Genomic DNA, 25,196 nt, shown 5'->3' with positions numbered 1-25,196 from the left:
AGGGTGCACTCACTCGCCTGTTGCATCGATCTACGTTATTTGTTTCACGGCCCCTACGAGAGACTACCGAAACCGATCTGGGGCTAAACACGTACGGCGTGATGCGCCCGCGGGGTTCGACGGCGGTCGCCTCGGCGATCACGAGACCCGCGCCGCCGACCGCGCGGCTACCGAGGTGGACGTGATGCCACGGCGTCGCGAGCCCGTCGCGCTCCTCGACGGAGTACTGGCACATCGGGGAGACGGTGAGCCGATTCGGGAGCTCCGTATCGCGGAGCGTCACGGAATCGAAGAGATGCGTCATCGTGTGAGAGTAGTCGCGGACCCGAAAAGGGCCGGCGGACGCGGGGGCGATTGCCGCCATCCGCCCGAGGCCGCGTTACTCGTCGTCGGGATGGTCCGCGACGGGGACCGTCCCGTCGTCCTCGTCGCCCTCGTCCGTCTTTGTCCCGGGGTCGCCGTGGCGTTCGACCTCGATCTCGACTTCGACCGCCGCGCCTCCGACCGACAGTTCGGCCTCGGCCTCGCTGGACGACCCCAGTTCGACCTCGAGTTCGTCCCGATCGATCTCCACTTCGACTTCCACCTCGACGTCGATGTCGTCGTCGCTCATATCTCGGCGCACGGGACGCGCCCACTACACTACGTCCTTACGGCCGCGCCGATCGCTCCCGCGACTCGCCGACGCTCCCGACGAGGGCCCGTTGCTCAGCGAGGATCGCGGGGTCGAGCGGCGCGACGAGATCGCGCTCGTCACGGCCGAGGCGCGCGCGGACCGTTCCGTCGGGGCGCACGACGGCGGAACGCCCCGCGTACTCGCGGGGATCGCCGAGCGTCCGCGCGCCCGTCCGGCCGCAGCCGACGACCCAGCGGACGCCGTCGAGGGCGCGCGCCCGCAGGAGGAGGTCCCAGTTCGCCCCGTGGGCGGCCGGCCACGCGCCCGGTACGAAGAGCGCGTCGATGTCCGCGTCGACCAGCGCCGCGCTCTCGCGGACGAAATTAAGGTCGTAGCAGGTCAGGAACGCCGTTCGACCGACCGGCGTTCCGACGACGGTCCGCCGGTCTCCCGCGTCGAGCACATCGGTCTCGTCGCCCCAGAGGTGCCGCTTGCGGTAGTACGATCGCTCGCCGTCGCGTCCGAGGTATCCGAGGGTGTTGTACAGTCCGTCGCCGGCGTCCTCGACGAAGCCGACGAGCGCGGCGGTTCCGGCCCTCTCCGCGGCGTCGGCGATCGTCGCCAGTTCGGCCCCGTCGCGCGCGAGCGCCGCGTCGCTGACGCGGTCGTCCGCGACGAACCCCGTGAGGGCGTACTCGGGGAAGACAGCGACGTCGACGCGATCGGCGAGGCCGGTGAGGCGCGTGCGAACGGTGGCGACGTTCGCCGCGGGGTCACAGTCGGCGATGGCGTGCTGGCAGGCGGCGACGGTGGGTGCGGACACGGCGGGCCCACGGTGCGCACCGACAAAGGCGTCCCGCCCCCGTTCGACGACACAACACCCTTAACCGGCGCCGCGAGCACCGATGTGGTGGTACGCATGGCAGGAGACACGAACCCGGAGACGCCCCCCGAGGGGTTGGCGGGCGAACCCGGGACCGAGTCGGTCGAACGGTCCGACGACGTCGAATACGGCGTCGACGAGCGGCCACCGACGGGGGAGTCGGTGCTGCTCGGCCTCCAGCACTACCTCACGATGGTCGGCGCCAACATCGCCGTCCCGCTCGCGCTCGCGGGGGCGATGGGGATGCCCTCGGAGTATCAACCCCTCTACATCGGGACGTTCTTCGTCGTCTCCGGGGTCGGCACGCTCCTCCAGACGATCGTCGGAAACCGCTATCCGATCGTGCAGGGGGCGACGTTCTCGATGCTCGCACCCGCCATCGCCATCATCGGGTTCGTCGGGACCGGACCCGGGCAGTGGCAACAGGCGATCGTGGCCCTGCAGGGCGCAATCATCGTCGGCGGGATCGTCGAGGTGGCATTCGGCTACTTCGGCGTCATGGGGTGGCTGAAGCAGTACCTCTCGCCGGTCGTCATCGCGCCCACCATCGCGCTCATCGGTCTCTCGCTCTTCAGCGCCCCGCAGGTCACGATGGCGGGACAGGCGTGGTGGCTCGTCGGGCTGACCGTCGTCCTCATCGTCCTCTTCAGTCAGTACCTCGACGACTCCCACCGGATCTTCCGGCTCTACCCCGTCCTGCTCGGGATCGTCGCCGCGTGGGTGATCGCCACCGCCCTCTCGGTCACCGGGATCATCCCGAGCGGATCCGCCGCGTTCGTCGACCTCTCGACCGTGGCGAACGCGCCCCTCGTGCAGGTCCCGATGCCGCTCCAGTGGGGGGTGCCGACCTTCCAGACGTCCTTCATCATCGGGATGTTCGCGGGCGTCCTCGCCTCCATGATCGAGTCCTTCGGCGACTACCACGCCGTCGCGCGCCTCGCCGGTGAGCGCGCGCCGTCCGCGCGCCGTATCAACCACGGCATCGGCACCGAGGGGCTCGCCACCCTCTTCGCGGGCATCATGGGCACCGGAAACGGCTCGACGTCCTACTCGGAGAACATCGGCGCCATCGGTCTCACCGGCGTCGCCTCGCGCTACGTCATTCAGATCGGGGCCGTCCTCATGCTCGTCGTCGGGTTCGTCGGGTACTTCGGCGCGCTCATCACCACCATCCCCGATCCGATCATCGGCGGCCTCTACATCGCTATGTTCGGGCAGATCGCGGCCGTCGGCCTCTCGAACCTCAAACACGTCGATCTCGACAGCTCGCGGAACGTCTTCATCGTCGGGCTCGCGCTCTTCTGCGGGCTCGCACTGCCGGCGTACATGGGCAACGTCGAGAGCGCGAGCGCCTTCCAGGCCGGCATGGCGAGCACGCCGATCCTGGGGCCGATCCTCGGCGTGCAGGCGATCTCGGACACCGTCTACGTCGTCGGCGGGACCGGGATGGCCGTCGGCGGCCTCATCGCGTTCGTCCTCGACAACACCGTCGAGGGCACCCGGGAGGAACGCGGCCTCGACGAGTGGGACCAGCTCACCGAGGAGGACGAGGCGTTCGACTCCGCCTACGAGCGCTACGTGAAGGGGGACTAAACGGCCCTCTCCGCCTCGTCCCGCGACGGCCTCAGACGAAGAGCAGCGGAACCATGACGGCGAAGCCGGCGACGACGCCGAGCGCGAGCTCCAGGTAGCCGTGCCCGTCGAGACCCCGCCCGGCCTCGAGGGCCTCGGGGACGAACTCGGTGAGAACGAGGTAGATCATCGCGCCGGCGGCGAAGCCGTAGCCGAAGGGGAGGAAGTCGTACGCCCACGTGACGAACGCGAAGGCGATGACGGCCCCGATGGGCTGGGGGAGACTGGAGAAGACGGCGGCGCCGACCATCCGCCACTTCGAGACGTCCATGGCCTTGAGCGGGATCGAGATGGCGAGCCCCTCGGGGACGTTGTGGACGCTGATGGCGACCGTCATCACGAGCGCGAGGAGCGGGACGGAGAGGCCGAAGAACGGGACGCCGCCCTGAAGCCCCATCTCGGCGAAGGAGACGCCGATGGCGACGCCTTCGGGGAACGAGTGGACCGTGAGGACGCCGAGGATGAGCGCGAGCTTCTTCGCGTCGCCCTCGGCGACGGCCTCGGGATCGAGGTGCGTGTCGGGTTCGTGCTCGCGTTCGTGGTCGTGCTCACCACTGTGCTCGTGCCCGCCGACGTCGAGGCGGTCGAGAATCGCGTTCGAGACGACGACGAGGGCGACGCCGACGGCGACGCCGGCGACGAGGACCGCGGGGAGACCGACGGTGAGCGCGAGCCCCTCGCGGAGGAGCCCGAAGCCCGACGCGGCGAGCATGATGCCGGACGCGAGCCCCCAGAGGGCGACGGTCCACCGCTCGGAGACGTCATCAACGACGAAGAACGGGAACGCCCCGATCCCGGTGGCGAGACAGGTGACGAGGCCCGCGACGAAGACGAACGCGTAGGCTGCGAAGACATCCATTCTCACGTCGGATTTGCTGCTCTACCCACTTAGTTTTCCTCTTTGTGAAAAATTTGTTTTCGGTTATCCTAAAGTTCGGTGTTCTCGGACCGGCCGGCGTCGTCGTCCCCACCGTCGCGTCGCCGCCGCGATCGCGGTGGTCGTCGTCTTTTTCCCCCGTCGCATCCAGGACCGGGTATGTCGTGGTACGCCGTCGAGACGCTCCACCGCGCGTTCACCGAAGCGCGCGATCTCCTCCGTCCCGTCCGCGCGGGCGTCTGGCTCCGACTCGCGCTCCTCGCCGTCTTCGCCGGAGGGACGTCCGTCCGGCCGCCCGGCGTCGGCATCGTGACGCTCCCGCTGAACGCCTTCGACGTCCCGGCGCCGGCACCTCGGGCGCTCGCGCTCCTCGCGGCGCTCCTCGCCGTCGGGTTCGTCGCCTCCGTCTTCGAGTTCCTCCTCGTCGACTTCGTCGAGCCGGACGGCGATCGACTCCGCCGATCGTTCGTCTCGCACGTCGGCGACGGGGCCCGACTCTTCGGCTTCCGGTGTTGCCTCGGCGCGCTCGTCGTCGTCCCGCTCGGCGCGTTCGTCGCCGGGATCGTCGCCGCGGCGCGGGACGGCTCCGCGGTCGCGATCGTTCTCACGGCCATCTGCGTTCCCGTCGTGGGCGCACTCGTCGTGAGCGCGCTCGCCGCCTCCGCGCTCACGACGTCGTTCGTCGTCCCGCTGATGGCCCGCGGCGAGGGCGGCGTCAGGGCGGGATGGCGGCTCGTCCGCCCGGCGCTCGCCGCCGCCCCCGGGGAGTTCGGCGTCTACCTCGTCGTCCGCGCCTGCCTCGGTGTCGCGTACGTCGTCGCCGGGAGCGTCGTCGCCGGCGCGTTCGCCCTCCCGTTCGCGCTCGCGTACGGCGCGACCGCCCTCGGGGGATCGGTCGGTGCGGCCGCGGGCGTCGTGGCGATCGCCATCGCGGCCGTCGGCACCGGCTGTTACCTCCTCTGTCTCCGCGGACCCGCGAGCGCCTACCTCCGCGTCCACTCGCTGCTCGTGCTCGACCGACTTGACGTCCCGTACGACTACCCGGCGTAGCGAGCGACAACGGCTTTGGGCGGCGCGTGTGAAAGCGACTGTATGTTCCCCCATATCGAGTATCTGGAGTGGCTCCAGGGTCGCCCGGACGTCGCCATGTACGATCTCGGGTCCAGCGACCTGCGCGGCGTCACGGAGACGCAGGAGCGACCCGCGACCGTCCCGCCGGCGCTGGAAGGACGCTCCGACCCGCCGGTCGGCGCCACCCTCGAGTTGCAGATCGCGAGCGAGTACGGCGTCGATCCCGAGTGCGTCCTCGTGACCGCTGGCGCGAGCCACGCGAACTTCCTCGCCACCGCCACCGCGCTCGACGCAGACCCGACGAGCGAGCGCGCGGACGGACGCCAGCGCGCGCTCGTCGAGAAGCCGGGTTACGAACCCCACCGTCGGACGCCGGCGGCGTTCGACGCGGCCGTCGATCGGTTCCTCCGCGAGGACGACTACCAGCTCGTCCCGGAGCGCGTCGAGAAGGCGCTCACGTCCGACACGAGCCTCGTCACGATCACGAACCGCCACAACCCCAGCGGGCGACTGGCCGACCGCGAGACGCTCGCCGACGTCGCCGCCAACGCGAGCGCGTACGACGCCCGCCTGCTCGTCGACGAGGCGTACGCCCCGTTCGTCACCGAGGAGCAGGTGCGTCCGGACGGCGCGCTCGGCGGACCGACGGCCGCGGGCCTCGACGACGCCGTCGTCACGGGATCGCTCACGAAGTTCCTCGGTCTCGGCGACCTCCGGATCGGCTGGCTCGTCGCGGACGCCGACTTCGTCGAGCGGGCCCGCGAGGTCGCCCACCACGTCCCCGGGGTCGCCGACGTCTCGCGGGCGTACGGGATGCGCGCGTTCCACCATGTCGAGGACCTGCTCGCCGAGCAGCGTGCGCTGCTCGCGGAGAACTCGGCGCTGCTCGCGGAGTTCGTCGCGGCGCGCGACGACGTCGAGGGGTTCGTCGCCGACGGCAGCACGTTCGCCTTCCTCGAACTGACGGGCGTCGACACCGACGAGCTCGTCGAGCGCGCGTGGGAGGACGGCATCCTAATCGCCCCCGGGCGGTTCTTCGAGGACGACGCGCGCGTCCGTCTCAGCCTCGGGCGCGCGCCGACCGACATGGACGCCGCGCTCCGCGCCCTCGCGAGCCTGCTCGACGCGCCCGATAGCTCCAAGAGTTAAGAGGCGGCGCACCTTCGGAGCGGACATGGACGACACACCGCAGGAGATCACGTCGCTCGTCGGCCGCGAGGTCTACTCGAACAACGGCGTCTTCGTCGGCGAGATCGAGGACATCCAACTCGACCTCGACGCCGAGGTCGTCAACGGCCTCGCGCTCGGCGAACTCAACCCCGATCTGTTCTCGGACTACGACACCGGGCGACGCGGCGTCATCGTCCCCTACCGATGGGTGCGCGCCGTCGGCGACGTCGTGCTCATCAACGACATCGTCGAGCGCCTCAAGTCGGACGACGAGGCCGACCACGCGATGGCCTAACTGCTCCCGTTCTGCCCCGAAGACGTCGCCTCCTGATCGACGCCCATCGCGTCGAAGAGCTTGCGCTTCACCGCCTCCTCGGTGAGCCCCAAGAGGGTCTCGCGGTTCTCCTCGGACGTCTCGATCCCCGTGAAGATCCCGAGCGGGATCTCCGCGGACCCCTGCGTCGAGTGTCCGCCGGCCTCGCCGATGTCGTGGAAGGCGTCTTGGAGGACCTTGCCGATGTTCATCCGGATGTCCTTCGAGCGCGCCGCGAGGTAGATGGTGTCGTCGACGATTCCGAACACGGCCGTCGTCGTGATTCCCTCCAGATTGAGGAGCTGCTGGGCGGCCTGCGCGAGCGCGTCCCGGTCCCGGATGAAGCCCGCGTCGCTGACGAGGTGGCTCCCCTGGACGTCGCGGTTCGTGATCGCCTCCGCGAGCACGTCGAGGGTCTCCGGGCTCATGTTCGGCGATTCGACCTGTTCGAGGACGTCGTGATCCGCGAACGGGTAGAGGTACGCGGCGGCCGTCAGGTCCGCGGGCGTCGTCTCGCGGCGGAAGTCCAGCGTCTCCGCGCGGATACCGTAGAGGAGCGCCGTCGCCACCTCTTGGGAGACCGAGAGGTCGAACTCCTGGATGTACTTCGTGAGGATCGTGGACGTCGCCGAGACGTTCGGACGGACGTCGACGAACTCGGCCTCGATCTCGTCGTCGGCCTCGTAGTGATCGATGAAGACGTCGATGGAGCCCTCGACCTGCATCTCGCCGGCCTTCGCGGGGTCGACGAGCGCGATCGTGTCGTAATCGTCGATGTCGACGTCGTCGTACGGCGTGAGTTCGATGTCGAGGAGGTTGACGAACGCCCGGTTCTCCTGGTGGCCGATCTCGCCGAAGTAGAGGATGTCCGCGCCGACGCCGAGGTGGTCCGCGATGGACTGGAGCGCCGCCGCCGCGGCGATCGAATCCGGGTCGGGGTTGTCGTGGGTGACGATGGCGAGGCGGTCGGTCGTCCCCTCGATGACTTCGGCGAGCTGCCGGGCCTTGTATTCGAGCTCGCCCGATTCGAGGGCGTGGAGGGCGGCGTCCGCGATGACGGAGGAGGGGTTGATGACGACGTCCGCGCCGAGCCCGGTGAGCTCGTCGCTGGAGACCGGATCGCTCGCGCGGACGACGAGGAACTGTTCGTCGTCGCGCGAGCGGATGTTCCGCACCGCAGCCTCGTTGGCTTCGACGTCGGAGGCCATCACGAGGACGACGTCGCGGTCGGCGACGAGCGCGGCGACCTCTTCGTCGCGGATGTCCGCGGCCTGCGCATTCAGGTCCTGATCGCGCAACGCCTCCACCCGGGACTCGTCCCGGTCGACGATGAGCACGTCCTTCCCGCGCTCGACGAGCTCCTCGGCGACCGCGTGACCGACGCTCCCGCAACCGAGGATCGCGTACGTCGACATGGACGAGATCGTAGCCCGGCTACTCATTACGGCTCGCTACCGCGCGGCGTCACTTAACGCTCCCGACAGCGGGTGCGACCGCGTCTCGCTCGGCGTGCCAGCGCCACGCACGTCGTCACCGGAAAGAAACTTATTTGACTACCCCGCGGTAAGTCGTGGATGCGTTGGGCCGGTAGCTCAGTTAGGCAGAGCGTCTGACTCTTAATCAGACGGTCGGGGGTTCAATTCCCTCCCGGCCCGCTTCTTTCGAGGAACCGACGACACGTAGAGCGTGTCGTCCGTGACGATCGGAGCGGCCTAGAGGGAATTGAGCACGCGAGTCGCAGCCGGGCGGCGCGAGGACCGTCTCGTCCAGTTCAATTCCCTCCCGGCCCGTTTTTCCTGCGAACGAAGGTGAGTCTGACCACGCCGAGGAATCGTGTCGGTGACCGAAGCGTCGCGTCCGGACTCTGCTGGTGACAGAATCGACTCGGGGACCGACGTGGCGCGTCGTCAGAATCCGGCTCCGATGGCGTGTGCTCGACGCCGCCGCTCCCCGTTCGGAACGTGTCTCCGACGAGGTTCCGATGACGACCCCTCCCCCCGAAGAGGTCACCGTCTGTCGGAGACGGACAGCGCTAGTGTCCCGGCGCAAATAACTGTTACTCCCGCGGTACCGAGGACCGCGCACCGTGTGACCACGCGATCCGCGCCCGGCGGCGTTCGAGAGCGACGGAGTGCGTGGCGACGTCGCGTCCCGCGTGTCCGTGGCGAACGTGGCGTCGTCGGAGTCCTGCCCGTCGGCGCGTCGGACGATCAGTCGGTGTGAGGGTCCCGGCGGTCGACGTTACGGTCCCGTTCGGAGCGCGCCGGGATCGATCTCACCGCTGTCGAGGTCGGCCTCGACGTTCCGCGCGGCCCGGACCATGTTCTCGAGTTTCGCGTAGGCGACCTCGCGCGGGAGGATCTTGAGCCCGCAGTCGGGACTGACGGTGAGCTTCTCGGGGGGAACGACCGTCAGACCCTCGCGGATGTTCGCCTCGATCTCGGCGACGGGCTCGACGGTCGGGGTGTGAGCGTCGACGACGCCGAGACCGAGGGCGGGTTCGAAGTCTCCGTCGGCGAAGACGTCGATCTGTTCGTAGTCGCCGTTGGCGAGTTCGACGTCGAACTCGTCGATGGGGTAGTCGTTGATCTCGGGATAGATCTCGCCGTAGTCGCCGTAGCAGACGTGGAGACAGAGTCGGACATCGTCGGGGAGTCCGGCGACGATCCGTTCGAGGCACTCGCCGACGACGGCGTGATCCTCGGGGGTCGTGGCGAGGGCGGGCTCGTCGATCTGGATGTAGCGCGCACCGGCCGCGACGAGGCCGGCGATCTCCTCGTTGATGAGGTCGGCGAGGGCGTAGGCGAGCCCGGCGTCGTCGTCGTAGACCTCGTCGAAACTCCACGTGGCGAGGGTGTAGGGGCCGGTGATCGGGACCTTGACCGGGCGCTCGGCGACGCCGGCGGTGAACTCGTACTCCTCGCGGAGCCACGGTTCGTCGTACGTGACCTCGGAGACGACGCTGGGCTTGTCGAAGTAGTTGTGCCCCCACACCTTTACCGGGCCCTTGAACTCGTAGCCGCCGATGCGCCGAGCGAAGAACTCGACCATCTCCTCGCGGCGCATCTCGCCGTCGCAGACGACGTCGAGGCCGGCGCGCTCGTGTTCGCCCGTGATGAGCCGGCTCGCGTCGTCGATGGCCTCGGTCCACTCGTCGTCGGTGACGGTGTCGCCGTCCGCCTCGTGGCGCTCGCGGACGTCGGTCAGCCACGCGGGCTTCGGGTAGGAGCCGACGACCGTGGTGAGGAGGAAGTGATCGTTCGGGTGGTCGGCGGGCCGGAACCGCTCGCGGCCGACGCGCGTCTCGTCCCCGCTGCGTCCGTCGCGGTCGGCGCTCATTCGGCCACCTCCGCGCGCTCGACGCCGGCGGCGAGCGCACCGAGTTTGTCCTCGAAGGCGCTCACGGGGAGGTAGAACAGTTCGGTGTTCGGGGTCGCGTAGACGGTCTCGAAGTCGCTGACGGGGACGCTCTCGCGGAACCACGACAGCCGATCGGCGACGGTCTCGGGGGCCTCGACGCGCGTGTTCTGTCCGTCGACGACGCCCAGGGCGACCGAGTCGGCGGTGCCGTACTCCTGGACGAGGTAGACGCACTCCTCGTGAGCGCTCACGAGGTCGTAGCCGAGCGCCGCGACGTCCGTGTCGAGGAGGTGGGCGTGGAGTTTCTCGCCGAGCGCGCCCCAGTAGGTGTGGACGACCACGTCCGCGTCGGTGGCGGCGTTCACGGCGGCCAGCGCGTCGCGGACGCGCACGTGGGCGTCGTCGTCGGGCGGGGACGTGACGAGGCTCGGTTCGAGGACGAGGACGGTGTCGACCGCGTCGGGGAAGGCGTCGACTTCGCCCGCGAGGAAGTCCGCGAGCCCGTCGAGGAACGCCGCGGACGAGCCGTACTGTTCGTCGCGCGCGAGGTCGGTCAGCGAGTAGGGTCCCGGGACGACGGCCTGGAGGCTGTCGGTGAGTCGGGCGGCCGCCGACAGGTCGGCGGCGAGATCGCCGTCCTCGGTGAGCGGACCCGTGACGACGGGTTCGCGGTAGAAGTTGTTGTTGTCGTAGTAGCGCACGACGTCGCCCGCTCGGACGTTCTCGTGGACACAGAGCGGGTGGGCGAGCATGTCGTCCCACCGGGCTTGGCCCTCGACGACGCGGTCGAGGCCGGCCTCACGCTGGGCGGCGACGAGGCGCTCGCGGGCGGCGTCGTAGGCCGCGGCCACGTCGGCGGACTCGTCTCCGTCGATGAGGGCGCCCTTTCCGCGTCCCGTGAGATCGACGAGACGCCCGCGCTGGGCGTCCGGTATCGGGAAGAGTCCGGCCGTCGTCGCGACGTGTTCCATCGACGCGGCGCTACGGTATCGCCGCGGTTAATATTTTCTTTACGACGGCATGAACGCCGGTAATCAGCCATCGAGGGCGCGCGAGCGCAGCGTCAGGTAGACGACGGCGAGGATAGAGTCGAGTAAGGGGACGAATATGAGCCCGAGGCCGAGAAATCCCCAGTTCGCTGGATCAGGGTCCCACGCCACGTCGGCGTCGCGGATCGCCGTTGCGTCCTTGTAGAGCGCGAGCGGGAGGAGGAGCCGAACGAGGAGCGCGATGGCGAGGAACGGCGCGGCGGGAACGAGGAGCGTCACGAACCCGCTCGCGCCCGTCGAGGCCGTGACGAACCCCACGAGCAGGAAGGCGAGACAGGCCTCGGCGAGCGTCACGAGCGGCATCGCGAGGACGAGCAACCACCAGCGCGAGTCGACCGCCCCATCGCTCATGTGCCCGAGTAGGAACGCGCGCGGACAAACACCTACCGGACGAGCTTGAGGACCGTGAGCGTCTCGAAGGGGAAGGCGTGGTCGGCGAGCGCGACGGCCGAGAATCCCCGCTCGCCCGCGTACGTCGCCACTTCCTCGACGCCGGTGAGCGTGCTCACGAGCAGGAGGACGTACCCGCCTGGCGCGAGCACGCGCGCGGCATCGTTGAGGAACGCCTCCACGACTTCCCGACCCGTTTCGCCGCCAGTGAGCGCCACTTCCATCCAGTCGTCGCGCGCCGCCGCGGCGTCCGCCGGCAGGTACGGCGGGTTGAACGTCACGACGTCGAACGCGCCGTCGCAAAAGGGCGAGACGAGGTCCGCGCGCACCGCCTCGACGCCGGCGTCGCGGGCGCGCCGACACGCGTGCGGGTTCAGGTCCGCGCCGAGGACGCGCGCGCCCGTCTCGTCGGCGACGGTCGCGGCGACGTACCCCGAGCCCGTTCCGACGTCGAGCACCAAGTCGTCTGACGCGACCTCGTCGCACGCGACGTCGGCGAGCAGGCGGGAGTCCTCGGCCGGATCGTAGACATCCGTTTCGACGCCGCGCCGTGCCGCGAGGTCCTCACCGGTCATTGCTCGCCCTCCACGTCGGAGTCGGTTTCATCGCCCACAGCGTCGGCGGCATCGACGTCGGCATCGGACTCGGTATCGGCGTCGATCGCCCGCGCTTCGTGACGGTCACCGTCAGCGCCGGCGACCGGCGACTCGTCCCCCGGGGTCACCGCGGCGTCAGTCCCCGTCGCCTCGCCCGCGTCATCGCGCACCCGAAACCCCTCCGTCTCGGGGCGCGCCGACAGTTCGCGCTGCGGGTACGGGATCTTGACGTCGTGTTCCGCGAACGCCTCGTGAACGGCGGAGATGACCGCGGTGTGTGCACGCCACTTCCGTCGCGCGCTGGGTTTGTCGATCCAGAACCGGAGGTCGATCGTGACCGCCGAGTCGCCGAACTCGGTGAGGACGGCCTGCGGGCGCGGGACGGAGAGGATCTCATCGAGGTCGCCCATCGTCTCCTCGGCGATCTCGGCGGCCCGTTCGACGTCCGCGTCGTAGTCGACGCCGACCGCGACGTGTAGGCGGAGGCGGCCCTTCCGCGAGCGGTTGACGACCTCCTCGGAGCCGACGTAATCGTTCGGGAGCATCACGTACTCGCCGTCGAACGTCTGGATGCGCGTGTTGACGATGCTGATCTCCGTGACGATCCCCTCGTTGTCGCCGACCTGCACCCAGTCGCCGATCTCGAACGGGCGGGCGAACATGAGGACGAAGCCGGCGAGGACGGCCCCGAGCGTCTGCCTCGCCGCCATCCCGAGCACGATCCCGAGGAACCCCGCGCCGATGAGCAGCCCCGAGAGGTCGATCTCCCAGAGGCCGAGGAGCGCGAGCAGCCCCGCAAGGTAGATGCCGAGTTGCGCGATCCGGTAGGCGATCTCGGCCTCGTGGTCGCTCAGGCCGTCGCGGCGTTTCGACGCGTTCTCGACGGCGCGTTGCACGACGCCGGTCCCCGCGTAACAGAGCACGACGACCGCGAGCGAGACGAACGCCTTCGCGCCGAGCGCCAGCGGATCGCCGAACCGCTCGATGACGGTGACGAGCATCGACTGGAGCCCCCAGATGTAGATGAGAGCCCCGAGCTCGGTGACGGCGAGACAGAGCACCAACAGCCCGAGCAGGAGGTCGATGAGCCGCAGGTCGAACTCGTCGCGCAGCGACTCGCCGACGCGGCCGATGGCCCACCAGAGCGCGACGAACGCGACGAGCGAGCCGACGGAGAGCGCGAGCTGGTCGGCGTGTGCCGCGAGCGACACCCCGGCGACGAGCGGGAGCGCCATCAGGCGGGGTCACCGTGTTCGGCGGCGAGCGACGCCAGCTCGGCGAACGTCGCGGGCGCGAGGTTCCCCGGGCGCTTCCGGAGGAGGTCCTCGTCGGCCGCCGCGACGACTGCTTCGGGATCGTCGAGCCCCGAGATGTGCGCGGTGTTCCGGATCGCGTTCCGCACCGTCTTGCGCCGCTGGGTGAACAGCGCCTTCACGAAGTCGAGGAAGAACGCCTCGTCGTCCACCTCGTAGTCGGGGTCGCGCGGCGTCGTCCGCACGACGGCCGAGCGGACGCGCGGCTGGGGGTCGAAGGCCTCCTTCGGGATCTCCTCGACGACCTCGACGTCCGCGTAGTGCTGGGCGCTCACGCTCAGCCGGCCGTACGCGTCGTCGTCGACGCTCGCCGCCATCCGCTCGGCGAACTCCCGCTGGAACATGAGCACGGCCGGCGTCGCCCGGGGGAGCAGACGAAAGGCGATCTCGCTCGACGCCGAGTAGGGAAGGTTCGAGATACAGCAGGTGTAATCGGGCAACGCGACATCGAGCGCGTCGCCCTCGACGACGGTGAGCGTCCCGTCGGCGACGGCGTCAGCGAACTCCTCGCGGAGGTGGGCGGCGAGGTCCGGATCGCGCTCCACGGCCGTCACGCGGTCCGCGACGTCGAGGAGGCGCTCGGTGAGCGCCCCGGGGCCGGGTCCGATCTCCAAGACGTGCGACCGGTCGAACGACTCCGCGTACGTCGGAATCCGGTCGAGAACGCGGTCGTCGACGAGGAAGTGCTGGTCGAAATCCGGGTTCCCGCGGCCCGCGCGCCGGATGAGCGCGTCGGGGTCCCGTCGGTCGGTCATTGCCCACGGTAGACGCCCGGGTCGTGTAAACCCTACTCTCCGCGGTCGCTCGGCGTGAAGGCGTGGTACTTCACGTCGTCGCCCTTGAGCTCTTTGAGGACGCGTTCGACGACGACCTCCTTCGGGTCGTGGAGGCCGTCGACGCGCTCGGCGACGTCCGCGAAGCTCTCGAAGGGACCGCGCTTGCGCTCGTCGAGGATGTTGTCGCGGAGGGTGTCCCCGATCCCGGGGAGGAGGTTGAGCTGGTGGAGGCGCAGCGAGACCGCCCCGGCCTCGTTGTAGAAGTCGAGGAACGGCTCGGGGTCCGCCTCGATCAGCTCCTCGACGACGTACTCCAGTTCGGATTGAGCGCCGGGAGAGAGATCGTCGTAGGGGACGGCGTTCACCCGACTGATGCCCGCCTCGGGCTCGGGGGCGAGTCGCACCCGGTCGCCGATGGAGACGTCGGAGTCGTCGGCCATCAGGAACTCGTAGAGCGCGAAGTCCTCGGTTCCGACGGCGAGTCCGACCTGCTCCCGTCGGAACGCCGCGCGGTCGTCGCCCGAGCGGCCGTGCCGGAGCACGTCGAGGACGACGGCCTCCGTTCCGTCGGCTGAATCGTCGCTCATGCACGGAGGTAGGGCGAGGGGCGACTTAAAAGGTCGGCTGACGGATCGCCGGTCGCGGCGCCGTCAGGCGTATTTGACGACGACGTCCAGCACGTCGTCGAGTTCGTCGCCGGAGAGCGCGTAGCGCTCCTGGGCGAAGACCGCGCGGAGTTCGTCGCGGTTTCGCGGGAGGAGATCGGCGATCTTCACGGCGGTCTCGGTCTCGTCGATCCCGTCGAGTTCGAGGAGCTCCGCGACGAGCTCGCGGGACTCCTCGCCTTCGAGTACGGCGAACCGATTGACGTGTTCGACGGCGCGCGCGAGCTCGTAGCGCAGTTCGCGCTCCTCGTCGGCGGCGCGCTCGGCCTCGACATCGGCGAGGAGGTCACGCGCCTCCGAGACGGTGAGGAACTCCTCGTCGACGGTCTCCTTGAAGATGGTCACGCTTACTCCTGCGCGCGGAGGTGCGCGGGCTTGGCGATGATCGTCTTCTCCTTGCCGCCGTCGGTGATCTGGACCTTGAACGCGCGGCCCTGCGTGCCGACGACGGTTCCGGTGTGACCGGAGAAGCGCGGGTGGAAGCGGCCCTCGTTCACCGAGGGGTCGATCTTCAGGTGGACCTTCTGTCCCTCGTCGAACTCGGCGACGGCGCGCTGGGGCGGGGAGGTACCGCGCTCTCGGGGCTTGTTGGCGAGCTTGTTCCGCGTGCTGTTGAGAGGACCGTTGGAGCTCGGCATAGTCGTATGCCGACTCGTACTGGCGTCGCGGTTATAAAACGCACGTTCCCGTCTCGACCGCCGCCACCTCAACTGTTTTCCGCGCGCCGCGGTCACCGACTCGTATGGAACTCGCTCGCGGCGTCTACAGCTTCCCCGTCACCGTCTCGTATCCGGATCGGACGCTCACGATCAACCCCGCGGGCGTCGAGACGCCCGACGGCGGCCTCGTCCTCCTCGACGCGGGGTTCCCGGACACCGTCGATCTCCTCGCGGACGCGCTCGCGGAGGAGGGATTCGGCTACGACGACGTCGAGTACCTCGTGCTCACGCATCAGGACGGCGACCACGCGGGCGGTGCGGCCGAGGTGGCCGACCGTGCCGACGCGCCGGTGTTCGCGCACCGCGACGACGCGCCCGCCATCGAGGGCGCCGAGGATCCGATCAAGGGCGACCCGAGCGACCGCTACGATCCCGCACCGGTCGACGTGCAGGTCGTCGACGGCGTCGAGATCCGGACGGCCGTCGGCCCGCTCCAGGTCGTCGCCACGCCGGGTCACACGCCCGGCCACATCTCGTGTCACCTCCCGGACGCCGGCGTCCTGCTCGCGGCGGACGCCTCCGTCGCGGAGGACGGCGAGCTCCGCGGGCCGAACGAGCGGTTCACGCCCGACATGGACTGCGCGATCGACTCCCTCGGGAGGCTCGCGGACCTCGCGTTCACCGACGTCCTCTGCTTCCACGGCGGGCACGTCGAGGCCGGCCCCGAGGACGTCGCGGCGCTGGTCGAGTAACGGTGGTCGTCCACGTCAACGCCGCGACGAGCGTCGACGGCAAGCTCGCCTCGCGGCGGCGCGAGCAACTGGCGATCAGCGGCCCCGACGATTTCGCGCGCGTCGAGCGCGTCCGCGCCGCGAACGACGCCGTGATGGTCGGCGTCGGTACCGTGCTCGCCGACGATCCGTCGCTCACGGTCGACGACGCGGGTCTCGTCGGCGAGCGCGAGGAACGCGGCGCGCCCCCCCAGCCGACGCGGGTCGTCGCGGACTCAAACGCCCGCACGCCGCCGGACGCGCGCGTGCTCGACGGCGCGGCCCCGACGATCGTGCTCGTCGCGTCGGACGCCCCCGCGGAGCGCGTCGCCGCCATCGAGGCGGCGGGCGCGACGGTCGTGAGCGTCGGGGACGAGCGCGTCGCCCTCCCGGCGGCGTTCGGCGAGCTGGCGGAGCGCGGTCTCGTCGACGTGATGGTGGAGGGCGGCGGTGAGCTGATCTTCTCGCTGTTCGACGCCGGCCTCGTCGACGAGCTCAGCGTCTACGTCGGGAACACGGTCGTCGGCGGCCGCGACGCGCCGACGCTCGCCGACGGCGAGGGATTCGTCGAGAACTACCCCGATCTCGACCTCACCGACGTCGAGCGGATCGACGACGGGGTGCTGTTGCGCTACGACTGCTGACGGGGGAGAAGAGAGAGAGAGACGCGGCGTTAGTGCGAGTGGCCGGTCGCCTCGCCGTACGTGACGCCGAAACGCTCCTCGAAGGCGTCGAGCGTCGCGTCCTCGATGGCTTCGAGTTCGTCGCTGGCGTCCTCCTCGCCGTGGTGGGCGAGCGTGTGCGCGCGGTTGGCGAACCCCATCAGGGCGATGTCGGCGACGACCTGCGCCATCGACTCGTCGTCCTCCTCGGCGAGGAGCCTGAGGAGTCCCGCGGGGACCTCGACCTCGTCGCTACCGTCCGGACCGTCGACGCTGAACGTCACGGGTTCGACTTCGTCAGTCATGATCTCGCGGTTCACGCGTCCGACGCAAAAGCCTGCCGAAGCCCCGGACGCGCCGACGGAGCGAGAAGGAAGAGTTAAAACCGCTCGCGCGGCTACCCTGTTCGTATGAGCGAAGCACGACAGGCGCGCAAGTGCGTCTCCTGTGGGATCAACATCTCCGGCACGAACGCCGCGTCGTTCAAGTGCCCGGACTGCGGCCAGCAGATCTACCGCTGCGCGAAGTGCCGCAAGCAGAGCAACCTCTACGAGTGTCCCGACTGCGGGTTCCGGGGGCCGTAACGATGGGGAAGGTCGCCGCCGTCCTCAAGGTCATGCCGCAGAGCCCCGAGATCGACCTCGACGAGCTGAAGGCGGACCTCGAAGACTCGCTCCCCGAGGGGGCGAAGCTCCGCGGGTTCGACCAGGAGGAGGTCGCCTTCGGTCTCGTCGCGCTCCTCTCTACGGTCGTCGTTCCCGACGACGCCGGCGGTACCGAGGCCGTCGAGGACGCCTTCACGAACGTCGAGGGCGTCGAGTCGGTCCAGGTGCAGGAGACCGGCCGCCTGTAAACGCGCTTCGCGTCCGCGGACGGGGTTCCCGTCCGCCGTTTTCACCACCCGTGAGCCGCGTCGCCGAGACTCTCGCAGTCCACTCGTCGCTCCCGCACGTCGAATCTCAGGTCCTGTGGCGGCGCTCAGAAGGACGTTCGGGCCGCCGCGTCGGCAGTCCGCGACCCGCGTAAGGCCAGCGTTCGCGGTCCGTCCCTCAGCGCCCGACCTCGTCGCGCACGACGTAGTAGAGGATCCAGACGACGAGGGCCCCGAAGAACGCACCGAGCGCCCACGCGAGCGCGTGGCGGCTGTTTCGGCGTTTCGCGTCCCGGTAGACGAGATACGCGACGGCGATCTGGACGAGCAGGAGGAGAAGTGGGAAGATCGAGCCCGCGCCGATCGCGGCGAGCGGGAGGGGGGTGAGCGTCACGTCGCCATCGAGGACGGACGCGCACGTAAGCGTTTTCTCGATGGCGATTATTCGGGCCGACTCACGCGCGCCCGCGCGAGGAACGCTTTTACGGCGCCCGGTCCAACGAACACGTGATGGAAATCGACCGACACGCCGAGGAGCTCGCCTCCGACCTCGGTGTCGACAAAGAGGAGGTCGCAGAGGGACTCCGCAATCTCGTGGAGTACAGCGTGCCGATGGAGGAGGCCAAACAGAGCCTCCGCCGGAAGTACGGCGGCGATTCGGGCGGTTCGTCCGCGCCGACGTCCGCCGACCTCGCGGAGGTGACGCCCGACTCGGGCAACGTCACCGTGACCGCGAAGGTCCTGACCGTCGGGAAACGCTCGATCCGCTACAACGGCGACGACCACGTGATCTTCGAGGGCGAACTCGCCGACGAGAGCGGAAAGATCTCCTACACCGCGTGGGAGGACTTCGGCCTTGAGGCGGGCGACGTCGTCCGCATCGGGAACGCGGGCGTCCGCGAGTACGAGGGACGCCCCGAGTTGAACTTCGGGGAGTCCTCGACGGTCTCGGTCGTCGACGAGCCTCTTGAAATCGCCTACGAGGCGGGCGGCGAGGCGGACCTCGCGGACCTCGAAGCGGGTGATCGGGGCGTGACGCTCGACGTCCGCGTCGTCGAGGTGGAGCGCAAGACCATCGACGGACGCGACGGGGAGACGGAGATCCTCTCCGGCGTGCTCGGCGACGAGACGGCGCGTCTCCCCTTCACGGCGTGGGAGGTCGTCCCCGAGCTCACCGAGGAGGGCGCGAGCGTCCACGTCGAGAACGCGTACGTCCGGGAGTTCCGCGGCGTCCCGTCGGTCAACGTCTCCGAGTTCTCCGTCGTCACCGAGCGCGAGCCGGTCGAGGTCGGCGGCCCGACGCGCATGACGATCCGCGAGGCCGTCTCCGGCGGGGGCGCGTACGACGTTGAGCTCGTCGGGAACGTCATCGAGGTCCGGGACGGCTCGGGGCTGATCGAGCGCTGCCCGGAGTGCGGGCGCGTCATCCAGAAGGGCCAGTGTCGCACGCACGGCGACGTCGAGGGCGAGGACGACATGCGCGTGAAGGCGATCCTCGACGACGGGACGGGGACCGCGACCGCGATCCTCGATCGAGAGCTGACCGAGGCCGTGTACGGCGGTACCCTGGAGGACGCCCTTGAGGCCGCGCGGGACGCGATGAACCGCGAGGTCGTCGCGGACGACATCCGCGAGTCCGTCGTCGGCAAGGAGTACGCGGTGCGCGGGCACCTCTCCGTCGACGAGTACGGCGCGAACCTCGAAACGGTCCGGTTCCGCGAGAGCGACGGCGATCCGGCCGAGCGGGCGCACGACCTGCTCGCGGAGGTGAGCGCATGAGTGAGAATTCGAGCTCGAACTCGAACTCGGGATCGTTCGGGGACGACGGCGAGGAGCGCCCGAGCCGCGAGGTCGCGTGGCGGCTGTTCGCCGCGGAGTTCGACGACGCGGACTACCAGTACGCGGAGAGCGACGAGGAGCGCGCGCCGAACTACGTCGTCACGCCGACGGGCGCGCGCGTGAATCGGCTGTTCGCGGTCGGCGTCCTCACCTCGGTCGAGCAGGTGAACGAGGACGTCGTGCGAGCGCGCGTCGTCGACCCGACGGGCGCGTTCGTCGTCTACGCCGGCCAGTACCAGCCGGACGCGCTCGCCTCGCTCGAAAACGCGGACGTGCCGTCGTTCGTCGCGGTGACGGGCAAAGCGCGGACGTTCAGCCCGGAGGACTCGGAGCAGGTCTACACCTCCATCCGGCCGGAGAGCGTGAACGCGGTGACGTCCGAGACCCGCGATCGCTGGGTCGTCACGGCGGCGGAGCGCACGCTCGCGCGCGTCTCGACGTTCGCGGACGCCCTCGACATGCCGGAGCGCGGCGACGAGCTGACCGACGCGCTGGTCGCGCGCGACGTCCCGTACGGTCTCGCGTCGGGCATCTCGCACGCCATCGACCACTACGGGACGACGCCCGCGTATCTCGCGGCGGTCCGCGAGCTCGCGCTCGACGCCTCGCGCGTCGTCGCGGGCGAACGCGACGAGGTCGAGGCGCTCGCGCTCGCGCCGAACGAGGGCGACGGGACGGACGCCGACCTCTCCTACGCGGGCGCGGAACTCGCCGAGGTGGAGACGGCGGAGGCGACGATGGACGAGCACGTCGAGGCGACGGCGGAGGGCGAGCCGGTCACGGAGACGACCGAACCGTCGCCGGACGATGTCGACGCCGACGGCGAGGCGCCGGCGGTCCAGAACGCGGAGCGCGCCGACGGCGACGTCGACGCCGCGGACACGCCCGCGAGCGAGGCCACCGAGAGCGAACCCGAGGAGCCCGCGACGACGGACGTCGAAACGGCCCGAACGGAGGCCACGCCGGAAGGCGAAACGGTCACCGAGACGACCGCGCCGTCGCCGGACGATGTCGACAACAGCGAGGAGTCGGCGGTCCAGAACGCGGAACACGCTGATGTCGGCGTCGACGACGAGGAGAGCGCGCTCGAAAGCGGCGAAGACGAGCAGTGGGAGATGGACGAGGAGACCCGCAACGAGGTCGAAGCGGAGTTCGACGTCGGCTTCTCGACGGGGAACGACATCCCCGAGGGCGGCGAGTCTGACCTCGCCGCGGACGAGGAGCCGGCGGCGGACGAACCCGCGGCGGGCGTCGCCGAGTCGGCGTCCGAAAGCGGGGGTGCCAGCGACCTCGGCGACTTCGACGCGTCGACGGACTTCGGCGAGGACGAAGAGGACGCGGACGACCTCAACGACTTCACCGCGTCCGAGTACGACGAGCCCGAGAGCGACGCCGAGGACGCGGAGGCCGCGCCGCCGGACGTCGACCTCGAAGACCTCGTCGTCGACTACATGGACGACCTCGACGACGGCGACGGCGCGGACCGCGACGACCTCGTGCGCACCGTGCTCGAAGAGACGGAGGCCGACGAGAGCGAGATCGCGGACGCGATCCAGTCGGCGCTGATGAGCGGCCGGTGTTACGAGTCGGGCGAGGACCACCTGAAGGCCATCTAGATGGCGGGGGTCGAGCCCGTCCCGGGGCGACCGGTGGCGGTCGCAGACTGCGGTGACGAGTCGGCCCTCGTGGTCGCGGACTACCACGCGGGGATCGAGGCGTCGCTGCGCCGCGACGGGCTCGAAGCTCCCTCGCGGGCCGACGAACGCCGGGATCGCGTGCTGTCGCTCGTCGTCGAGACGGGCGCGGAACGCGTCGTCTTCCTCGGCGACCTCGGCCACCGGATCGGCGAGCCGCGCGGCGCGGAACGCGACGAGCTCGAAACGCTCGTCGCCGACCTCCCGGTGCCGGCCACGCTCGTGCGGGGGAACCACGACGGCGGCATCGCGGACGTCGTCGACATCGACGTCACGCCCGCCGAGGGAGTCCGGGTCGGTGGCGTGGGATTCTGCCACGGGCACACGTGGCCGAGCCGCGACGTCCTCGAAGCCGACGTGGTCTGCGTCGGCCACGAGCATCCGGCGGTCCGCTTAGCGGACGAGGTCGGCGGGAGTCGCGTCGAACGCGTCTGGCTCCGCGGCCCCCTGGAGGGGGCGCCGTTCGCGGAACACGACGACGCGGCGCGCGATACGGCCGTCTCGGGAGAGCTCGTCGTCTGTCCGGCGTTCAACGAGTACAGCGGCGGGACGTGGGTGAACGTCGAGGGGCAGGAGTTCCTCGCCCCGTTCCTCCCGGAGGCGTGCCCGGACGCGCAGGCCTACCTGCTCGACGGCACTCGACTCGGCCCGTACCGCGGCCTCTGAGGGACGCGGGCGGATCCGTTCGCGGCCCGTCTCGGGTGGGTGGCGCCGCTCGACGCCCGGTACCCGCCGTCGTCGACAGTCGTCGCGCCGTGCGTGCTCGCTTTCCACGGGGACGCGCGCCGGTGGACGTGCGTGCCCGATCGCCGGCGCCGAGTGGCTTAACTCGCCCGCGCCCCTTCGTCCGGTGATGAGTGAGACCGGCGTCGTGGACGCGTTCACCCGCCTCGGGCCCGCGGTCCGTGACGCGCTCTCCGAACGCGGCTTCGCCACGCCGACGGAGCCACAGCGCCGCGCGATCCCGCCGCTCGTCGCCGGACACGACGCGCTCGTCGTCGCGCCGACGGGGACGGGCAAGACGGAGACGGCGATGCTCCCCGTGCTCGACGCGATCGTCGAGCGCAAAGCCGACGGCCACGTCCACGGGATCAGCGCGCTCTACGTCACGCCGCTGCGCGCGCTGAACCGCGACATGCGCGAGCGCCTCGACTGGTGGGGTGAGGTCCTGGACGTCGAGGTGGACGTGCGCCACGGCGACACCTCGGACTACCAGCGTTCGAAGCAGGCGAACGACCCGCCGGACGTGCTCGTGACGACGCCCGAGACGCTGCAGGCGATGTTGACGGGCGAGAAGCTCCGCACCGCGCTGAGCGACGTCGAGCACGTCGTGATCGACGAGGTACACGAGCTCGCGGGCGCGAAGCGCGGCGCGCAACTGGCTATCGGCCTCGAACGGCTGCGCGAGCTCGCCGGCGACTTCCAGCGCGTCGGCCTCTCCGCGACGGTCGGCGACCCCGGGGAAGTCGGGCGGTTCCTCACCGGCGGGCGCGACTTCGACGTGATCGAGGTGGACGTCACCTCGAAGGTCGACTTCGACGTGGTCGCGCCGACGGTGACGGAGGCGGACGAGCGCCTCGGGAACGAACTCGTGACGAGCGCGGAGATGGCGAGTCACGTGCGCGCGATCCGCGAGATCGTCGAGCGACACGACTCGACGCTGATCTTCGTGAACACGCGCCAGACGGCCGAGGCGCTCGGGTCGCGCTTCAAGGAGCTCGGGAGCGAGATCGGCGTCCACCACGGCAGTCTGGCGAAGGAGGCGCGGATCGAGGTCGAAGACGCGTTCAAAGCCGGCGACCTCGACGCGATGCTCTGTACGTCCTCGATGGAGTTGGGGATCGACGTCGGACACATCGATCACGTCGTCCAGTACAACAGTCCCCGGGAGGTCGCCCGCCTCCTCCAGCGGGTCGGGCGCGCCGGACACCGGCGGGACGCCGTCTCCTCGGGGACGATCGTCGCCACGCACCCCGACGAGGTCGCGGAGGCGCTCGTCATCGCGCGGCGGGCCGGCGCGGGTCAGGTGGAGACGGTCGACATCCACCACGGGAGCCTCGACACGGTGGCGAACCAGATCGCGGGGATCGCCATGGACTTCGGCGACGTCGCCGCGCGCCGCGCGTACCGGATCGTCACGCGCGCCTACCCGTTCCGCGATCTCGACGAGGAGACCTTCCGCGAGGTGGTGCGCGAACTCCACAAGAACCGAGTGTTCTACCTCGACGAGGAGGCGGACGAGCTCTCCTCCTCGGGGACGTGGCAGTACGTCTACGCGAACCTCTCGATGATCCCGGACGAGGAGACCTACGAGGTGTACGACATGGCGGCCGGCAGACAGGTGGGGACGCTCGACGAGCGCTTCGTCGTCAACTTTGCGGAGCCCGGCGAGACGTTCGTCCAGCGCGGCGAGATGTGGCGGATCGCGGAGATCGACGAGGAGGAGGGGCGCGTGAACGTCTCGCCGATCGCGGACCCGAGCGGCGAGGTTCCGTCGTGGACGGGCTCCGAGATCCCGGTGCCCTACGACGTCGCCCAGGAGGTCGGGGAGATGCGCGTCGCGGCGGCCGCGCAGTTCGAGCGCGGTGCGACCCGCGAGGCGGTCGCGCGCGACGTCGCCGGCCGCTACCCCGCGGACGCCGACACCGTCGCCGCGGCGCTCGATCCCGTCGCGCGGCAGGTCGAGGCCGACGCGCCCGTTCCGAGCGACGATCGACTCGTCATCGAGGCGCAGGGTCGCGCGGTCACGCTGAACGCCGCGTTCGGCCACGAAGTGAACGAGACGCTCGGGCGATTGCTCTCCGCGCTCGTCGGGCAACGCACCGGCTCGTCGGTCGGCCTCGACGCCGGACCGTACCGGATCGAGCTCGAAGTCCCCCAGCGCGTGCGGGCGAGCGAGGTCGAGGCGGTGCTCCACGAGACGGACCCCGGCCACGTCGCGGCCGTCCTCGAACTCTCGTTGAAGCGTTCGGACACGCTGAAGTTCACGCTCGCGCAGGTGGCCGCGAAGTTCGGCGCGCTCGACCGCTCGAAAGGCCGCGACGGCGTCGGCTTCTCGCGCATCCTGAGCGCCTTGGAGGACACCCCCGTCTACGACGAGGCGCTGCGCGAGGTGTTCCACACCGACCTCGACGCCGAGGGCGCCGCGCGCGTGCTCGAACGCGTCCAGTCGGACGATCTCGCGGTCGTCCGTCACGGCGAGCGCACCCCGATCGGCGTCGGCGGGCGCTCCTCCGGGCAGGAACTCCTCACGCCCGAGAACGCGGACGCGAGCGTCGTGAAAGCGGTCCGGGAACGCCTCATGGACGACCGCGTGAACCTCGTCTGTCTCCACTGCGGGGAGTGGGAGCAGGAAACGAAGGTCCGCAGGGTGCGCGAGCAGCCCGAGTGTCCCCGCTGTGGCTCCACGCGGATCGCCGCGCTCTCGCCGTGGGCCGACGACGTCGTGACGGCCCTCGACGCCGACCCCGCCGACCGCGACGACGAGCAGGAGAAGACGGTCGAGCGCGCCTACCGGAACGCCAGCATCGTCCAGAGCCACGGGAAGAAGGCCGTGATCGCGCTCGCCGCACGCGGCGTCGGTCCGCAGAACGCCGCGCGCGTCATCAACAACCACCGCGAGGACGACGCGGACTTCTACCGCGACATCCTCGAACGCGAACGCGAGTACGCCCGGACGAAGGCCTTCTGGTAACGGACCTCTTTCCTGCTCGGGTCGGCTCCGCCGACCGCTCACAGCAAAAAGCTCCACCAAAAAATCCCGCGAGCGCCGCCGGCGCTCGCGGTGCAGCGCGGATCGCGGCGCACCGCTCCGCGCCATCTCGTCCCGGACCGTCTCGCTCTGCTCCGTCTCGCTCCGCACCGTCCCGCACCGCGCCGTGACGCCACCTCGTCTCGTCGGACGTCGCTTTGCCCCCGCGTGAGGCCGTGATTCGGGTATTATTCGCCGTAGAAGAGGAATTCTTTACCGGCCGGGGCACGCATAGGGCG

At 70.0% G+C, this 25,196-nt stretch carries 27 protein-coding genes, 1 tRNA gene and 1 pseudogene; 13 read left to right on the top strand and 16 right to left on the bottom strand.

Annotation, left to right across the window (positions count from 1 at the left end; genetic code table 11):
- Nucleotides 1-94 precede the first annotated feature (94 nt).
- The 3 genes and pseudogenes from J2754_RS05280 to J2754_RS05270 all read right to left on the bottom strand — a co-directional run.
- Nucleotides 95-304, bottom strand: a pseudogene (locus J2754_RS05280) (oxidoreductase); the annotation flags it as partial.
- A gap of 75 nt (nt 305-379) precedes the next feature.
- Nucleotides 380-613: a hypothetical protein gene (locus tag J2754_RS05275; RefSeq protein ID WP_211086853.1), complete on the bottom strand. Its 234-nt coding sequence runs from the start codon at nt 611-613 to the stop codon at nt 380-382.
- Nucleotides 614-650: 37 nt separating this feature from the next.
- Nucleotides 651-1,439: a carbon-nitrogen hydrolase family protein gene (locus tag J2754_RS05270; RefSeq protein WP_211086852.1), complete on the bottom strand. Its 789-nt coding sequence runs from the start codon at nt 1,437-1,439 to the stop codon at nt 651-653.
- 96 nt (nt 1,440-1,535) lie between these two features.
- Between J2754_RS05270 and J2754_RS05265 the strand changes: the two genes are divergently transcribed.
- Nucleotides 1,536-3,092: a uracil-xanthine permease family protein gene (locus tag J2754_RS05265; RefSeq protein WP_211086851.1), complete on the top strand. Its 1,557-nt coding sequence runs from the start codon at nt 1,536-1,538 to the stop codon at nt 3,090-3,092.
- Between the two features lie 31 nt (nt 3,093-3,123).
- Here J2754_RS05265 and J2754_RS05260 read toward each other — a convergent pair whose 3' ends face one another.
- Nucleotides 3,124-3,990, bottom strand: coding sequence for a ZIP family metal transporter (locus tag J2754_RS05260; RefSeq protein ID WP_188878275.1), 867 nt, complete (start codon nt 3,988-3,990; stop codon nt 3,124-3,126).
- 177 nt (nt 3,991-4,167) lie between these two features.
- On the opposite strand from J2754_RS05260, the gene J2754_RS05255 reads away from it, so the two are divergent.
- From J2754_RS05255 to J2754_RS05245, 3 genes are read left to right on the top strand one after another with little or no spacing between them, the layout of a single operon-like run.
- Nucleotides 4,168-5,058 (top strand): DUF7544 domain-containing protein, encoded by an 891-nt coding sequence (locus J2754_RS05255; protein WP_211086850.1) that lies wholly within the window; start codon nt 4,168-4,170, stop codon nt 5,056-5,058.
- Between the two features lie 42 nt (nt 5,059-5,100).
- Nucleotides 5,101-6,228, top strand: a complete 1,128-nt coding sequence (locus J2754_RS05250) for a pyridoxal phosphate-dependent aminotransferase (protein WP_211086849.1) — start codon at nt 5,101-5,103, stop codon at nt 6,226-6,228.
- Between the two features lie 25 nt (nt 6,229-6,253).
- A complete protein-coding gene (locus J2754_RS05245) occupies nt 6,254-6,544 on the top strand; it encodes a PRC-barrel domain-containing protein (RefSeq protein WP_188878272.1) in 291 nt (96 codons plus the stop codon).
- Here J2754_RS05245 and J2754_RS05240 read toward each other — a convergent pair.
- A complete protein-coding gene (locus tag J2754_RS05240) occupies nt 6,541-8,004 on the bottom strand; it encodes a DHH family phosphoesterase (protein WP_188878271.1) in 1,464 nt (487 codons plus the stop codon). The two genes, J2754_RS05245 and J2754_RS05240, sit on opposite strands and share 4 nt — an antisense overlap.
- Nucleotides 8,005-8,143: 139 nt before the next feature.
- Here J2754_RS05240 and J2754_RS05235 point away from each other — a divergent pair.
- A tRNA-Lys gene (locus J2754_RS05235) sits at nt 8,144-8,217 on the top strand.
- Nucleotides 8,218-8,803: 586 nt separating this feature from the next.
- Here the strand turns inward: J2754_RS05235 and J2754_RS05230 are convergent.
- From J2754_RS05230 to J2754_RS05190, 9 genes are all read right to left on the bottom strand, one after another.
- A complete protein-coding gene (locus tag J2754_RS05230; RefSeq protein ID WP_211086848.1) occupies nt 8,804-9,901 on the bottom strand; it encodes a methionine synthase in 1,098 nt (365 codons plus the stop codon).
- Nucleotides 9,898-10,893 (bottom strand): 5-methyltetrahydropteroyltriglutamate--homocysteine methyltransferase, encoded by a 996-nt coding sequence (locus J2754_RS05225; protein ID WP_211086847.1) that lies wholly within the window; start codon nt 10,891-10,893, stop codon nt 9,898-9,900. The genes J2754_RS05230 and J2754_RS05225 overlap by 4 nt, the downstream gene beginning before the upstream one ends.
- A gap of 63 nt (nt 10,894-10,956) precedes the next feature.
- The gene (locus tag J2754_RS05220; RefSeq protein ID WP_188878267.1) at nt 10,957-11,322 is read right to left on the bottom strand and encodes a hypothetical protein; all 366 of its coding nucleotides are present in this window, start codon (nt 11,320-11,322) and stop codon (nt 10,957-10,959) included.
- Nucleotides 11,323-11,354: 32 nt separating this feature from the next.
- Complete coding sequence (locus J2754_RS05215) at nt 11,355-11,936, bottom strand: HemK2/MTQ2 family protein methyltransferase (protein WP_188878266.1); 582 nt, start codon at nt 11,934-11,936, stop codon at nt 11,355-11,357.
- Nucleotides 11,933-13,192 (bottom strand): mechanosensitive ion channel family protein, encoded by a 1,260-nt coding sequence (locus J2754_RS05210; RefSeq protein ID WP_188878265.1) that lies wholly within the window; start codon nt 13,190-13,192, stop codon nt 11,933-11,935. The genes J2754_RS05215 and J2754_RS05210 overlap by 4 nt, the downstream gene beginning before the upstream one ends.
- On the bottom strand, nt 13,192-14,025 hold the full coding sequence (locus J2754_RS05205) for a 16S ribosomal RNA methyltransferase A (RefSeq protein WP_211086846.1): 834 nt from the start codon (nt 14,023-14,025) through the stop codon (nt 13,192-13,194). Before J2754_RS05205 ends, J2754_RS05210 begins: the two co-directional genes overlap by 1 nt.
- A 32-nt stretch (nt 14,026-14,057) precedes the next feature.
- On the bottom strand, nt 14,058-14,633 hold the full coding sequence (locus J2754_RS05200; protein ID WP_188878263.1) for a DUF655 domain-containing protein: 576 nt from the start codon (nt 14,631-14,633) through the stop codon (nt 14,058-14,060).
- A 63-nt stretch (nt 14,634-14,696) separates the two neighbouring features.
- Nucleotides 14,697-15,056, bottom strand: a complete 360-nt coding sequence (locus J2754_RS05195; protein ID WP_188878262.1) for an RNA polymerase Rpb4 family protein — start codon at nt 15,054-15,056, stop codon at nt 14,697-14,699.
- A gap of 2 nt (nt 15,057-15,058) precedes the next feature.
- The gene (locus tag J2754_RS05190; protein ID WP_188878261.1) at nt 15,059-15,349 is read right to left on the bottom strand and encodes a 50S ribosomal protein L21e; all 291 of its coding nucleotides are present in this window, start codon (nt 15,347-15,349) and stop codon (nt 15,059-15,061) included.
- Between the two features lie 104 nt (nt 15,350-15,453).
- On the opposite strand from J2754_RS05190, the gene J2754_RS05185 reads away from it, so the two are divergent.
- Together J2754_RS05185 and J2754_RS05180 are read left to right on the top strand one after the other, a co-directional pair.
- Nucleotides 15,454-16,122, top strand: a complete 669-nt coding sequence (locus J2754_RS05185; RefSeq protein WP_211086845.1) for an MBL fold metallo-hydrolase — start codon at nt 15,454-15,456, stop codon at nt 16,120-16,122.
- Between the two features lie 2 nt (nt 16,123-16,124).
- Entirely contained in the window at nt 16,125-16,784 is a 660-nt protein-coding gene (locus J2754_RS05180; RefSeq protein WP_211086844.1) for a 2,5-diamino-6-(ribosylamino)-4(3H)-pyrimidinone 5'-phosphate reductase, read from the top strand.
- A gap of 29 nt (nt 16,785-16,813) precedes the next feature.
- Here J2754_RS05180 and J2754_RS05175 read toward each other — a convergent pair whose 3' ends face one another.
- The gene (locus J2754_RS05175; RefSeq protein WP_188878258.1) at nt 16,814-17,107 is read right to left on the bottom strand and encodes a DUF7545 family protein; all 294 of its coding nucleotides are present in this window, start codon (nt 17,105-17,107) and stop codon (nt 16,814-16,816) included.
- A 105-nt stretch (nt 17,108-17,212) separates the two neighbouring features.
- On the opposite strand from J2754_RS05175, the gene J2754_RS05170 reads away from it, so the two are divergent.
- Both J2754_RS05170 and J2754_RS05165 read left to right on the top strand, forming a co-directional pair.
- Entirely contained in the window at nt 17,213-17,386 is a 174-nt protein-coding gene (locus J2754_RS05170; RefSeq protein ID WP_188871213.1) for an HVO_2753 family zinc finger protein, read from the top strand.
- 2 nt (nt 17,387-17,388) lie between these two features.
- A complete protein-coding gene (locus tag J2754_RS05165; protein ID WP_188878257.1) occupies nt 17,389-17,655 on the top strand; it encodes an elongation factor 1-beta in 267 nt (88 codons plus the stop codon).
- Between the two features lie 196 nt (nt 17,656-17,851).
- Here J2754_RS05165 and J2754_RS05160 read toward each other — a convergent pair whose 3' ends face one another.
- Nucleotides 17,852-18,067, bottom strand: coding sequence for a hypothetical protein (locus J2754_RS05160; protein WP_211086843.1), 216 nt, complete (start codon nt 18,065-18,067; stop codon nt 17,852-17,854).
- 116 nt (nt 18,068-18,183) lie between these two features.
- Between J2754_RS05160 and J2754_RS05155 the strand changes: the two genes are divergently transcribed.
- The 4 genes from J2754_RS05155 to J2754_RS05140 all read left to right on the top strand — a co-directional run bounded on the left by J2754_RS05155 (nt 18,184) and on the right by J2754_RS05140 (nt 24,900).
- A complete protein-coding gene (locus J2754_RS05155; RefSeq protein ID WP_188878256.1) occupies nt 18,184-19,452 on the top strand; it encodes a Single-stranded DNA binding protein in 1,269 nt (422 codons plus the stop codon).
- The gene (locus J2754_RS05150; protein WP_245332894.1) at nt 19,449-21,128 is read left to right on the top strand and encodes a hypothetical protein; all 1,680 of its coding nucleotides are present in this window, start codon (nt 19,449-19,451) and stop codon (nt 21,126-21,128) included. The genes J2754_RS05155 and J2754_RS05150 overlap by 4 nt, the downstream gene beginning before the upstream one ends.
- Nucleotides 21,129-21,872, top strand: a complete 744-nt coding sequence (locus tag J2754_RS05145) for a metallophosphoesterase (RefSeq protein WP_211086842.1) — start codon at nt 21,129-21,131, stop codon at nt 21,870-21,872.
- 187 nt (nt 21,873-22,059) lie between these two features.
- Complete coding sequence (locus tag J2754_RS05140; RefSeq protein ID WP_211086841.1) at nt 22,060-24,900, top strand: DEAD/DEAH box helicase; 2,841 nt, start codon at nt 22,060-22,062, stop codon at nt 24,898-24,900.
- The last annotated feature ends 296 nt before the right edge of the window (nt 24,901-25,196 follow it).

It is taken from the genome of Halarchaeum nitratireducens, from assembly GCF_017874695.1.
In the GTDB taxonomy this organism is placed as follows: Archaea; Halobacteriota; Halobacteria; order Halobacteriales; family Halobacteriaceae; genus Halarchaeum; species Halarchaeum nitratireducens.
The sequence above is the reverse complement of the archived record's forward strand: the minus strand, read 5'-3'. Positions and strand labels throughout refer to the sequence as shown.